At 65.6% G+C, this 12,241-nt stretch carries 15 protein-coding genes; 8 read left to right on the top strand and 7 right to left on the bottom strand.

What is annotated here, in order from left to right; all coding sequences use genetic code 11:
- Both VN047_RS06795 and VN047_RS06790 read left to right on the top strand, forming a co-directional pair.
- Positions 1 to 1,107, top strand: a 1,107-nt coding sequence (locus VN047_RS06795) for an RsmB/NOP family class I SAM-dependent RNA methyltransferase (protein ID WP_325541350.1), incomplete at its 5' end; no start/stop codon positions are given.
- Positions 1,108 to 1,118: 11 nt separating this feature from the next.
- Positions 1,119 to 1,670: a tetratricopeptide repeat protein gene (locus VN047_RS06790; protein WP_325541348.1), complete on the top strand. Its 552-nt coding sequence runs from the start codon at positions 1,119 to 1,121 to the stop codon at positions 1,668 to 1,670.
- A gap of 517 nt (positions 1,671 to 2,187) precedes the next feature.
- Here VN047_RS06790 and VN047_RS06785 read toward each other — a convergent pair.
- The 3 genes from VN047_RS06785 to VN047_RS06775 are packed head-to-tail and all read right to left on the bottom strand — an operon-like array spanning position 2,188 to position 4,729.
- Positions 2,188 to 3,201: a histone deacetylase family protein gene (locus VN047_RS06785; RefSeq protein WP_325541346.1), complete on the bottom strand. Its 1,014-nt coding sequence runs from the start codon at positions 3,199 to 3,201 to the stop codon at positions 2,188 to 2,190.
- Positions 3,198 to 3,776: an FMN-binding negative transcriptional regulator gene (locus VN047_RS06780; protein ID WP_325541344.1), complete on the bottom strand. Its 579-nt coding sequence runs from the start codon at positions 3,774 to 3,776 to the stop codon at positions 3,198 to 3,200. Before VN047_RS06780 ends, VN047_RS06785 begins: the two co-directional genes overlap by 4 nt.
- Positions 3,773 to 4,729 (bottom strand): alpha/beta hydrolase, encoded by a 957-nt coding sequence (locus tag VN047_RS06775; RefSeq protein ID WP_325541342.1) that lies wholly within the window; start codon positions 4,727 to 4,729, stop codon positions 3,773 to 3,775. Before VN047_RS06775 ends, VN047_RS06780 begins: the two co-directional genes overlap by 4 nt.
- A gap of 175 nt (positions 4,730 to 4,904) precedes the next feature.
- Between VN047_RS06775 and VN047_RS06770 the strand changes: the two genes are divergently transcribed.
- The 6 genes from VN047_RS06770 to VN047_RS06745 all read left to right on the top strand — a co-directional run bounded on the left by VN047_RS06770 (position 4,905) and on the right by VN047_RS06745 (position 9,763).
- Positions 4,905 to 5,663, top strand: a complete 759-nt coding sequence (locus VN047_RS06770; protein ID WP_325541340.1) for a helix-turn-helix transcriptional regulator — start codon at positions 4,905 to 4,907, stop codon at positions 5,661 to 5,663.
- A gap of 401 nt (positions 5,664 to 6,064) precedes the next feature.
- On the top strand, positions 6,065 to 6,823 hold the full coding sequence (locus VN047_RS06765; RefSeq protein WP_325541338.1) for an SDR family oxidoreductase: 759 nt from the start codon (positions 6,065 to 6,067) through the stop codon (positions 6,821 to 6,823).
- A gap of 31 nt (positions 6,824 to 6,854) precedes the next feature.
- Positions 6,855 to 7,274 carry a hypothetical protein gene (locus tag VN047_RS06760; protein ID WP_325541336.1) on the top strand — a complete coding sequence of 140 codons (420 nt, stop codon included), beginning with the start codon at positions 6,855 to 6,857 and terminating at the stop codon, positions 7,272 to 7,274.
- Between the two features lie 17 nt (positions 7,275 to 7,291).
- On the top strand, positions 7,292 to 7,759 hold the full coding sequence (locus VN047_RS06755) for a carboxymuconolactone decarboxylase family protein (RefSeq protein ID WP_325541334.1): 468 nt from the start codon (positions 7,292 to 7,294) through the stop codon (positions 7,757 to 7,759).
- Between the two features lie 109 nt (positions 7,760 to 7,868).
- The gene (locus tag VN047_RS06750) at positions 7,869 to 8,453 is read left to right on the top strand and encodes a glutathione S-transferase family protein (protein WP_325541332.1); all 585 of its coding nucleotides are present in this window, start codon (positions 7,869 to 7,871) and stop codon (positions 8,451 to 8,453) included.
- Positions 8,454 to 8,539: 86 nt separating this feature from the next.
- Entirely contained in the window at positions 8,540 to 9,763 is a 1,224-nt protein-coding gene (locus tag VN047_RS06745; protein WP_325541330.1) for a bifunctional alpha/beta hydrolase/OsmC family protein, read from the top strand.
- A gap of 5 nt (positions 9,764 to 9,768) precedes the next feature.
- Here VN047_RS06745 and VN047_RS06740 read toward each other — a convergent pair whose 3' ends face one another.
- The 4 genes from VN047_RS06740 to VN047_RS06725 form a co-directional block, all read right to left on the bottom strand.
- Positions 9,769 to 10,185 carry a DUF1810 family protein gene (locus VN047_RS06740; RefSeq protein WP_325541328.1) on the bottom strand — a complete coding sequence of 139 codons (417 nt, stop codon included), beginning with the start codon at positions 10,183 to 10,185 and terminating at the stop codon, positions 9,769 to 9,771.
- A 12-nt stretch (positions 10,186 to 10,197) separates the two neighbouring features.
- Positions 10,198 to 10,482 carry a GNAT family N-acetyltransferase gene (locus VN047_RS06735; RefSeq protein WP_325541326.1) on the bottom strand — a complete coding sequence of 95 codons (285 nt, stop codon included), beginning with the start codon at positions 10,480 to 10,482 and terminating at the stop codon, positions 10,198 to 10,200.
- 95 nt (positions 10,483 to 10,577) lie between these two features.
- Positions 10,578 to 11,237, bottom strand: coding sequence for an FMN-dependent NADH-azoreductase (locus tag VN047_RS06730; protein ID WP_325541324.1), 660 nt, complete (start codon positions 11,235 to 11,237; stop codon positions 10,578 to 10,580).
- A 13-nt stretch (positions 11,238 to 11,250) separates the two neighbouring features.
- Positions 11,251 to 12,241: PLP-dependent aminotransferase family protein (locus tag VN047_RS06725; RefSeq protein WP_325541322.1), on the bottom strand; the 991-nt coding region annotated here is incomplete at its 5' end.

The following is a 12,241-nucleotide window of genomic DNA, read 5'->3' as shown; positions in this document are numbered from 1 at the left end:
GACGCGATCTTCGCCGAAGCAATGCGCGCGCGCCGCTATGCGGGATCGAAGGACCGCCGCGCGATCCGTGCGCATGTCTATGACGCGATCCGCGTCGTGCGCTCGGTGCCCGTGTCGGGCCGCGCCGCGATGCTTGCGCTCGCCGACGTACAGCCCGGCCTGTCGGAGCTTTTCGATGGCTCGCCTTACGGCCCCGCACCGATCGAAGCCGGCGAAGCGCGCGCCGAAACCGGGCTTGCGGCGCAGGCCCTGACCGATCTTTTCGATCCGCTGATCGAAGCAGGCGAGGGCGATGCGATGCTCGCCCGCGCGCCGCTCGACCTGCGGGCCAATCGCATCAAGGCGTCGCGCGACGATCTTTCAGCGCTCTTCTCCGACGGCGAAGCGATCGAAGGGGCCCCCGATGGCTGGCGCCTGCCGCCCGAAACCGCCGCGGCGCAGCATCCCGCCTATGCCGACGGCGCGTTCGAAGTGCAGGACGCCGCGAGTCAATATGCATCCGCGGCGCTCGATGTCGCGCCCGGCCAATCGATTATCGACCTTTGCGCCGGGGGTGGGGGCAAGACGCTCGCCATCGCCTCGCTTGCCGGCAACGACGCCGATATCCTCGCTTGCGATACCAATCGCGCGCGGATCCAGCAGCTTCCGCCGCGCGCCGAGCGTGCAGGCGCGACGCGGATCGAGACGCGGCTGCTCAACCCCGGTCAGGAACCGGCGATGCTGGCCGACCGGCACGGCAAGGCCGACCGCGTGTTCGTCGATGCCCCCTGTTCGGGCAGCGGTACCTGGCGGCGCAGTCCCGAACTGCGCTGGCGCCTGACGCCGACGCGGCTCGAACGCCATCGCGCCGATCAGGCCAGACTGATCGATATCGGTGCCGATCTTGTGGCGCCGGGTGGCAAACTTCTCTATGCTGTCTGCTCGATCATCACGCGCGAGGGGCGGGCACAGGTGGACGATTTTCTGAACCGGCATCCCGGCTGGACGGCCGATGTCGCCATTCTGCCGGAAGGCATCGGCCGTGCCGCAGGGGCGGGTTTCCTGCTGACACCGGCGCACGACGGCTGCGACGGATTTTTCCTCGCACGGCTCACGGCACCATGTTAGCATCCCCCGTAATGAAACGATGGGAGAATGCGATGCGCGTCGGTTTTCTGGCTCTTGCGGCGGGAGTTGTCCTCGCCAGCCTGCCTACAGCATCCGATGCGCAGCGCGCCGATAACGACATATTCCCCCGCTCGATCGCGCTCCAGCACGAAGGGCAAAAGGCGCAGGAAGCCGGCGAGCTCGATCAGGCGATCGACCTTTATGAATCGGCGCTCGCCGCCGATCCGCGCAATCGCTCGGCGATCATCGCGCTGGCACAGGTCGCGCGCGCGCAGGGCCTGCCCGGCAAGGCGATCGGCCTCTATCGCGAGGCGCTGGTGCTCGAGCCCAACGACATCGTCGCGCTGACCGGGCAGGGCGAGGCGCTCGCCGACAAGGGCGCGCTTGAACTGGCGCGCGAAAAGCTCGCGGAGGCGCAGCGGGTCTGCGACGCCAAATGCCCGCAGGTCGCCGCCCTCGAGAAGACGATCGCGTCGAGCGCCTCGAAGCGTGTCGTCGCCGCCGAAGTACTGGTGCCGAAGCCCGTCGTCGCCACCGTGAGCGCGACCAGCAACCAGAATTAGATGCGTGCCCCTGCGAAGGGCGTTTCTTGTCCGGGTTGCAATCGGAACAGCCGGTTTCGACCGGTTGCAGAAGTCAGTCAGCGAGCATTTTGCGCCGTTCGAACAACGTCAGGGCGAGCACGCATGCACTGGACGTGATACAGGACAAAGCGACGGTATCGAGCAAGCCAGTGCCGTCAATCGCCCACCAACTACCGCAGACAATGATAGGCCCTAAGAGACAAAACGGAATGATGTATCGGTCTAGAGCGTTCGCCCTAAACCAAACGATAGCAAGAACCGCGGCGATCCAAGGGAGCGACAATATCGCACCGCCAAACGTGCCGAAAAATGCTCCTGCCCCAAAGCCACCCGAGGTTCCCACTGTTCCGTAGAAGCCGACGACCAACAGGCCGACGAGGTGAGCCACACTTATACGCACTGCCAAAACTTGTCGACGACTGGGGCTTGTCATTCCCGGATAATAGCTGTTGCAGTTTTGCGAGGCAATGTCCGCTTCCCACCCCAAAACCGACTTTTACCCGTGGAATCCCGAGAGAAACGCTGCGACGTTGAGGCCGAGGTCGCCGACGGCATAGCCGCCTTCCATCGCGATCAGCGTCGGCACGCCGAGCGCATCGATGCGCCCCGCCAGTTCGACATAATCCTCGCGTTCGAGCGCAAAGCTCGAAATCGGGTCGCTGCTGTGCGTGTCGGCGCCGAACGAAACGACCAGAAGCTGTGCCCCCCAGCCGGCGATCGCGGCAAGCGCGCGGTCGAGCGCGGGGGTATAGCTCGCGCCGTCGGTACCGCGGGGGAGCGGGATGTTGAGCGTGCTGCCTTCGCCGTCGCCTTCGCCCGTTTCGTCGGCATGCCCCCAGTAAAAGGGATAGTCGGTGCGCGGGTCGGCGTGGATCGATGCAAAGAAAACGTCCGGATCGGCGTAGAAGATGTCCTGCGTGCCGTTGCCGTGGTGATAGTCGATGTCGAGGATCGCGACGCGGCCGACGCCGTGAAGCTGCGCCTCGCGCGCCGCGATTGCGGCGTTGTTGAGATAGCAATAACCGCCCATATAGTCGCGCCCGGCGTGGTGGCCGGGCGGGCGGCACAGCGCGAAGGCGGAGCGTCCGTCGCCGTTCACCAGCGCGTCGAGCCCCGACAGCGCGCATTGCGCCGACCAATAGGCGGATTCCCAGGTTCCGGCCGCGATCGGGGTCCCGGCGTCATAGCTGTACGCGCCGAGGTCGGCGTCGATGCGGCCGAAGCCGAGCGGCCGCCGGCGGACGACGGGAAAGGTATAGCCGATCGCGTCGCCGCTGCGCCCCGCCGCGAGCCAGTCGCGATGCGCGCGTTCGAGGAAGGCGAGATAACCGGCGTCGTGCACCGCGAGCAGCGGCGCCATGCCGAAGTCGCGGACCGGGCGCCAGTCGGTGAATTGTTCGACGATCGAGCGCGGGCGTTCGATATTCTCGGCATAGGGCACCCAGTCGCCGTTGTGCAGTTCGCGCAGCGGCGCATGGGCGGTCTGGCGATCGTCGAAGAAGAGTTTCACCTTTTGGCCTGTCCTTCCATCCATGCCGCGAGCGCCCGGTCGGGGTGGCCCGAAACGATCTCGGCAAAGCCCTGCGGGCTTTCATCCTGTCCCAGCTTGAAGCTGTGCTCGACGGTGCGGACATGCGCGCGAAAGGCGATGATCTGGTCGAGCATCTTTTCATAGCGCGCGCCAAGACTGGCTGTCGACCAGACGCCGCTTTCCATCTTCGCGACGAGCCGTTCGATCGCCTCGCGCGTCTCGTCCCCGACGAACTCGACCTCGACCGTGAAGCGGAGCACGGCATAGTTCCACGTCGGCGCCCAGTCGGGTTTCGAAAGCAAGCTCGTCGGGACATAGGCCGCCGGCCCGTTGAACAGGATCAACCCGCGCGGATCGGCGCGAAAATCGCCGACGAGCGCATTGCGCAGCGCGCAATGGCCGAACAGCGCGGCGACTGCGCCGCTGGCGTCACATTCGGCGATCAGCGGTAGCGGGCTGGCGTTGAACCGGCCCGAGACCAGCCAGGCCAGCGGATAGTCGGCGATCAGGCGGGCGATGTCGGCAGAATCGCGCGGTTCGTACAGGCTCGTCATGCCTGCACGATATCACGGATCCACGCGGCCTGCTCGTCGAGCGCGCGGTTCGCAAGCGGCGCGATCGACACCGCCTCGAGGAAGCTGTGCGTCGCGCCGCGATAGGTGACGGCGCGCGTCGGCACGCCCGCGTCCGCCAGTTTATGAGCGAACGCATCATTGCAGTCGGCGAGGATGTCGCATTCCGCGATCGCCAGAAATGCGGGAGGCAGGCCGGCAAGGTCGGCGAGCAGCGGGGCGACAAGGGGATCGGCAAGCTGTTCGGGACTGTCGGTATAGGCGGCCCAGAAGGCATCCATTTCGTCGGATTCCAGCGAATAGTCGCCGGCGCCGAAGCGCGCGTAGCTTGGCAGGCGTTCGGGCGCGAAGGCGCCGTAGTTGAGCAGCATCGCGTCGGGAAGCGGCCGGCCGCGCTGGCGTTGCAAAAGGCACGTCGCAACCGACAGGTTGGCGCCGGCGGAATCGCCGCCGATCAGGATATGCTCCCCATCGAGGTTCAACGCGTCCGCCTGCTGTACGATCCAGTCGAGCGCGGCGGCGCATTCCTCGAGCGCGACGGGGAACTTGCTTTCGGGCGACAGGCTGTAATCGATGCCGACCACCACGACACCCGCGCGCGCGGCATATTCGCGCATCAGCCGGTCGTGCGTGTCGATGCTGAACAGCATCCAGCCGCCGCCGTGGATATAGAGCAGGACCGGCAGCTTTTCGTCGGCCACCGGCCGGTGGATCCTCAGCCTTATGCCTCCCATGTCCATATCGGTGCTCGATGCCATGATCGGGCCACCGTCGCGCCAGGGTTTGCGGACGCGTTCGGCGATCTCGCGGCGTACCGCCATGCTGGCACCGGCCGGGGCGCCATGCTCGACATAGGCGGCGTTGATCGCATCGACGAAGCGGCGGATATCGGGGTCGGCCATATCGTCCTGCATGGCTTCCAGGCCCTTTGACATATTGGCATATCCTTTTCGAAACATTCTCTGATTGTCTGATAGCTTTTGCACATGGCCCCCTATCGCCCGTTCGGGCCAATCACCGTACCGGACAGGCCAGCCGGAACATCGCTGCTGGTCAGCAGCGCGTACGGCCTATATTGCGCAATTGGCTGATGCTTGCGAGGATTGGGCCATGAAGCATAGTGTCGACGTTCTTCGAAACGACCGTCCGGTCATTGCGCTGCAGGATGAATATCCCGCCGGCTTCATCGACCCGATGCACAGCCACGAGCATGTGCAGATCCTGTACGCATCGTCGGGGGTGATGTCGGTGCGGACGCCCGAAACCAGCTTCGTGATCCCGCCGCAGCGCGCCGTATGGTTGCCCGCGGGAACGAAGCACGAGGTCGCGTGCCGTGGTCCGGTGTCGCTTCGCACGCTTTACCTGCCGTGCGGCGATGAGGAACAGGGGCAGGCGTGCCGGGTGTTCGAAGTGTCGAACCTCGTCAAGTCGCTGATCCTCGAGGTCGTCGATTTTCCTGCGCTTTACGACGTCGACGGGCGCGAAGGGCGGATCATCACCCTGTTGCTCGACGAGATCGGGCGCATGCCCAATGCGCCCTATCAGGTGTCGATGCCGTCGAATCCGCGCCTGCTGCGCGTGTGCAACGCAATCCTCGCCGACCCGTCCGATCCGCGCGACATCGACGACTGGGCGGCGCTTGCGGCGATGGGACGGCGAACCTTTACCCGCACCTTCAAGCAGGAAACCGGAATGGGGCTTGCCGTCTGGCGGCAGCAGGTGCGTTTGATGGAAGCACTCTCGATGCTCGCGGCCGGTGCATCGATCACGCAGGTCACCTATGACGTCGGGTACGACAGTCCCAGCGGCTTCGCGGCGATGTTCCGCCGCGCGTTTGGAGTGCCCCCCAGTCAGTATCTTAAGCACTGACCGCCTCGCAGGGCGGCCGGAAAAAGGGGAGCCGGACAGGTGGGATGCTCGCCTGCCAATTCGTTGGCCGCAGGGAGAAACCGGAAAAATCCCTGCGTTCATCATCCCTGTCGCGTCCGATTAACACGGCTCCACAGGCGTCCGCAGCCGATGCGGTATGGCGGTCGAGACGGACCGCGGGGAGGGGGCGGCGCGATCCGTCTCGCTGATCCGATAAGAGCCGCGCAATCGGGCGCCGGTAAGGCCCGAGACATGGCAAGGCGATAGTACCAAGTCCCGGGCGCGACCGCCGATGGTACAGTGGCTTTCACACCTCTCGGGCCTGCACCCGCATCGCTGCCCGGGCTAGCTTTCCATCCATCGGACGCATTCGGCGCCGCTGGTATTGGAAAGGCATTCCCATGAAGATCGTCGTGATCGGCGGAACCGGGCTCATCGGCTCGAAAGTCGTCAGCAAGCTTGTCGGGCAGGGGCATCAGGCGATCGCCGCCGCGCCGAACACCGGCGTCAACACGCTGACCGGCGAGGGACTTGCCGAGGCGCTCAGCGGCGCCGAAGTCGTCGTCGACCTCGCGAATTCGCCGCAGTTCGATGAGAGCGCGATCGACTTTTTCCGGACCGCAGGACGGAATGTCGCCGAAGCCGAGAAGGCCGCAGGCGTCCGCCACCATATCGCGCTGTCGGTAGTCGGCACCGAAAAGATGCAGGAAGCGCCTTACTTTCGCGCCAAGGCGGCGCAGGAAGAACTGATCCGCGACAGCTCGATCCCCCACACCATCCTGCACGCGACGCAGTTCATGGAATTCCTTCGCGGCATCGGTCAGTCGGCGATCGTCGGCGACGAGGTTCGCCTGTCGCATGCCTATATCCAGCCGATGGCAGCCGAGGATGTTGCCGATGCGGTGGTTGCGGTCGCGCTCGCCGAGCCCGCGAACCGGATCGTCGAGATCGGCGGCCCCGAAAAATTCCACCTCGACGAGATTGTTGCCAAGGTACTCGCCTTCGACGGCGATACGCGCCGCGTGGTCGTCGATCCCGACGCGCGTTACTTCGGCCTGCGGCTCGCGGATGACTCGCTGATTCCGGGATCCGACGCCAGGCTGGGTTCGACGCGTTTCGACTGGTGGCTTGCCAACGTCCCGCCGCCGCCGAAGAAATGAGCTTCCCAGACGCTTTGACCGGAGAACCCGCATGTTGAAGAAGATTTGCCTTGGAACCGCCATCCTGCTCGGCGTGGGCGGCCTGCTCAACGGGCTCTATATGCTCTATTCGCCCGCCGGCTGGTATTTTGCGGTGCCGGGTGTCACCACCACCGGCCCGTTCAACCAGCATTTCATCCGCGATATCGGGCTGATCTTCCTGTTCATGGGAACGGCCTTCCTCGTCGGCAGCTTTCGCCCGCAATACCGGGTCGTGCTGTGGGCGACGGCGACCCTGTGGCTCGCCGGGCACGCGCTGTTCCACTTCTGGGAGGTCGCGGTCGGTATCTGCGGTCCCTCGGCGCTGGCGCGCGATTTTCCCGCCGTTACCCTGCCTTCGATCCTCGGCGCACTGCTGACTTTCTGGGCCATCGGTGATGCCCGGCGGACCCGCGAAGCACCCACCCTTTAATGCCGAAAAAGGAGAGAATGATGACCCCCCGCATGAACATCTTCCAGTCCGCCCCCGACGCAATGAAGGCCATGCTCGCCGTCGAAACGGCGATCGAGAATTCGGGCATCGAGCACAGCTTGCTCGAACTGGTGAAGCTGCGCGCGTCGCAAATCAACGGCTGCGCCTTCTGCATCTACATGCACGCCACCGATGCGGCGAAGCATGGCGAAAGCAACATGCGCATCCACCTGCTCGACGCATGGCGTGAATCGCCGCTCTATACCGATCGCGAACGCGCAGCGCTGAACTGGACCGAGTCGCTGACCCGCGTCGCGAAGACCGGCGCCCCCGACGCCGATTACGAGCTGTTGAAGGCGCATTTCGACGACAGGGAAATCGCCTATCTGACCACGTCAATCGCGGCGATCAATTTCTGGAACAAGGTCCAGATCGGCCTTCGCGCCGTGCATCCGGCCGAACAGGCCGCCGCGGCCGCCGCATAAAGCCCCCCCGGGTGCCGGAGCGCCCGACCATGTTGTTCCGGCACCGACCCCGGCCGCCGGAACGCCGACAGACCGGCGTTCCGGCGGCTCCCCCGTCAGGAGACGATCGATGAAGCTCTATTATTGCCCTTGGGCGTGCAGCCTCGCCGCCCATATCGCGCTTCAAGAAGCCGGTGTGCCGTTCGAGAGCGAGAGCGTCGACCTCAGAACCAAAATGACCGCGAGCGGAAAGGATTTCAACGGTGTGACCCGCAAAGGCTATGTCCCGGCGCTGCGCCTCGACGACGGCGAGCTGGTGACCGAGAATATTGCTGTGCTCGACTATCTCGCGGGCATCTATCCGCAATTCGGCGTCGAAGGTGCGCTCGGGCGCACGCGATTGATCGAGGCGCTGGCCTATATCTCGACCGAGATTCACAAGAGCTTCAAGCCCTTCTGGCATCAGGGCACCGCCGAGCAAAAGGCCGTTGCGAGTGCCTATATCACCGCGCGGATGCGCTATCTCGCCGACATGCTTCGCGGTGATTATCTGTTCGGCGATACGCCGAGCGTCGCGGACTTCTACCTGTTCGTCACGACGCTGTGGGCCGGGCGCTTCGGCGTCGACGTTCCCGCCGAACTTCAGGCGCTCCACGAAAGGCTGAAAGCGCGGCCGGCGGTAGCGGCGACGCTGAAGGCCGAGGGTCTTGCCTGACGCGGATCGCGGTTGCCGACGCCGGTAATTTCGCGCACCCTTGCCGTCCTTCGGGGCTGACCAGTCCCACCAGCCGGGAGAACCCGATGCCTACGCGCCCCTTCGATTTCGTCAATTCGTCGGGAGACCGCCTGTCGGGCCGGCTCGAATTTCCCGTAGGCTCGACGCGTGCCTGGGCATTGTTCGCGCACTGCTTCACCTGCGGGAAGGACAATATTGCCGCAGTGCGGATTTCGCGGCGGCTGGCGGGTGCGGGTATCGGCGTCCTGCGCTTCGACTTTACCGGGCTCGGCGCCAGCGAAGGCGATTTCGGCGCCTCGGGTTTCAGCCACAATGTGCAGGATCTCGTCGACGCGGCCGGCGCGATGACCGCTGCCGGCATGCCGCCAATGCTGCTCGTCGGGCATAGTCTGGGCGGCGCTGCGGTCGTTGCGGCCGCGGGATCGCTGCCCGGTATCCATGCGGTTGCGACGATCGCGGCACCGTTCGACGTCGAACATGCGCTGCACCAGTTCGATCCCGAGGGGTTGGCGAGGGTCGAGCGGGACGGAAGCGGGGTTGTGCCGATCGGAAACCGCCCCTTCACCGTCCGCCGCGAGTTCGTCCAGAACCTGCGCGAGCAGGATCAGGGCGCGCGCCTCGCGGCGCTGAAGCGGCCGCTGTTGCTGATGCATTCGCCGATCGACCAGGTGGTCGGGATCGACAATGTGACGAGCATCTACCTTGCCGCCAAACATCCCAAGAGTTTCGTGTCGCTCGACGGTGCCGACCATCTGTTGAGCGGCGCACGCGATGCCGATTTCGCCGCTGACATGATTACCGCGTGGGCAGGACGCTATCTGCCCGGTACGCCGCCGACCGCCGCGACGCGCTTCGATGCCGAGGCCGAGGAAACGCGGCTCGGCAAGTTCCAGCTGGCAATGCGCGCGGGCAAGGCGGCGTTCATTGCCGACGAGCCCGAAAGTGTCGGCGGTCTCGGTTCCGGGCCGACGCCGTTCAACCTCCTGTCCGCTGCGCTCGCTGCCTGCACGACGATGACGCTGCGCCTCTATGCCGATCGCAAGGGATGGGCGGTCGACCGGATCCGCACCGGCGTGACGCACCGGAAGGAGGCGGGGATCGAAAAGCCCGACCTCTTCAGCCGCCGCGTCGAAATCGAGGGGACGATTGACGCCGTGCAGCACGCTGAACTGATCGCGGTCGCCGACCGCTGCCCCGTCCATCGCACGCTCGAAACGGGTTCGCGTTTCGAAGCGACCGAGGCGGGGTGGGACCTGCCGGCGACCGAAGGCGATCCGGCGCGCGGTTAGCGCGATCAATAGCGGTTGATGCGGACGATCGTGTCCTCGTCGACCCGGTTGTCGAACCAGGTCGCGAGGACCGATCGCAGCAGCACCTCGTTCGATGCTTCGGCGAACAGGGTGAGCGAGGCGTGGAGCTTTCCGGCATCCGTGTCGCCGAACACGTCGCGCGCCGTCGTCCGGACCAGCCGGAACAGCGTTTCGACACACTCGCGGTACCGGTTGCCGAGCGCGGGGGAGGCAAGATAGGCGGCGGCTTCGTCGAGCGACTCCAGCGCATAGGGGCTTGGCATCTCCTCGCGTGTGAGGCGCGGGAAGATGAAATCCATATAAGGCGTGCACATCGCCCCGCGCCGCAAGATGTCGATCGCGTCGGCATAGGTATCCGCCTGCGCCGCGACGAAGCGGCCCAGATCATGATCGTCGATCATCGCCACCGCGCCTCAACCCGCGACGACGTCGGCATATTCGGGATGCCGACGGAAGAAATTCGCCATGAACTGGCAGCGAAGAACCGCCTTGCGGCCGGTCTGCCGCATCAGCTGGAAGGCGCCGGTCGCGAGTTGCGTCGCGATGCCCATCCCCCAGAATTCGGGCGGGACCTCTGTGTGGATCAGGACGAGCCGCCCCTCTTCGTCGATACGATAGAAGGCGGCCGCGGTCGAGCCGTCGGGCAGATCGAGTTCGAACGAGCGTTGTTCGCGATTGTCAAAGACTTCGGCGTCCATGGGTACTCACCTTTTTCTGAAAGACACCGGGGCAGCCTAGATCGGCGCCGGTGCGGCAACAGACCCAAGCGCTGACGATATGATTGTACCGTCGCCTAACCGGCCTTCGACAGCGCGGGGCGGTCGGCATCGGCCCATGATCGCGCGACTGCGGCGAGTTCGTGCTTCGCACGCCGAAGCGCCGCTGCATGTTCGATCTCGTTCGCGAACTGCATCGGCTGCGCATCGACGAACTGCGGGTCGGCGACCCCGATGAAACCGAAAGCTGCGCGCAGCGCGGGGGTCAGCGCATCCATCGCGGCGAACGGCGTTCCCGGGCGAAGATCGACCCCGCGCGTCGTGACGAACAGCGTTTTCCGTCCGCCGAGCATGCCGACATAATGTCCATCCCCGGTCGCCTGGTAGGTGACGCCGCCGCGCACGATGCTGTCGACGAAGGTCTTGAACGCGGCGGGCATCGTCCAGTTGTGCATCGGCATCGCGAAAAGCAGCGCGTCGGCGGCGAGCAGGCGCCGGCACAAGGCGTCGGACACGGTCAGCGCGTCGCGCATCGCGTCGGTGCGCGCCGCAGCCGGCGTATAGGTCGCGGCGGTGAAGAGCCCGGTGATCGCCGGCGGCGTCTCGGCGGCAAGATCGAGATAGTCGACCGACAGCGAAGGAAGCTGCGCGCGGAGCTGGTCGACGAAATAACGCGACAGCGCGCGCGAACCGGAGGTTTTGCCCTTGGGACTGGCATCGACGTGCATCAGTTTCATCTTGTTTCTCCCTTTATGCGGCCCTGGCGGAGGTGTCGGCCATCGCGCGGTCGTCGATCAGCGAGACGAGCGCATCGCACGCCTTGTCGAGCGCCTGTTTGCGCAGATTGGTCACGCAGAGCACCAGCCCGGGCTGTGCGTCAGCGGGCTTGCTGTGCCAGATCGACAGCGGTGCAGGGGCGATCCCAAGTTCAGGAGCGCGTTTCGCCAAGGCGACATCGTCGTACCCGCGCGGCAGGTGGACGGTGACCGCCAACCCGGCGAAGGCGTCGACCGCGATGCCGGGATCGAGCCGGGCGTGCAGTGCGTCGCGGCGTTTGCGGTACAGCGATTTCATATGGCGCAGGTGCCGCAGGAAATGCCCGTCGGCCAGAAAGTCGGTCAGCGCGAGCTGGGTCGTCACATTGGGCGCAGGATTGAGATAGCCTGCGACCTCGCCGAAGCGCTCGGCCAGCGCGAGCGGTGCGACGACGAAGCCCAGCCCCAGCGCGGGGCTGATCGTCTTGCCGAAGGTCCCGATGTGGATCACGCGGCCTGCCGGATCGTCGGCCGCCATCGCGGGGGCGGCGCGCCCGCCAAGCTGCAATTCGCTGAGATAGTCATCCTCGATCACCCATGCGTCCTCGCGCGCCGCCCACGTGAGCAGGGCCGCGCGGCGTTCGGGCGAAAGGGTGACGCCGGTCGGCGCCTGCTGGCCGGGGGTGACAATCGCGAGCGCGGCGTCAGGCGCGGCACGGACGCCAAGGTCGACACGGATGCCTTTGGCATCGATGGGCACCGGAACCGGGGTCAGCCCGGCGATTTCGAGCGCGGCGCGGGCGACCGGATAGCAGGGATCCTCGACCCATGCGGTGCGTCCATGCGCTCCGAGCACGAGCAGGGTGAGGCTGAGGCCGTTCTTGTAGCCGCTCGTCAGCAGAATCTGGTCGGGATGGCAGCGGATGCCGCGCGTGATGCCAAGCTGGGCGGCGATCCGGGCGCGCAGTTCGGGCTCGCCCCGCGGG

Origin of the sequence: Sphingopyxis sp. (genome assembly GCF_035565275.1) — a bacterium.
Taxonomy (GTDB): domain Bacteria; phylum Pseudomonadota; class Alphaproteobacteria; order Sphingomonadales; family Sphingomonadaceae; genus Sphingopyxis.
This window is presented reverse-complemented; position numbering and strand designations above follow the sequence as displayed.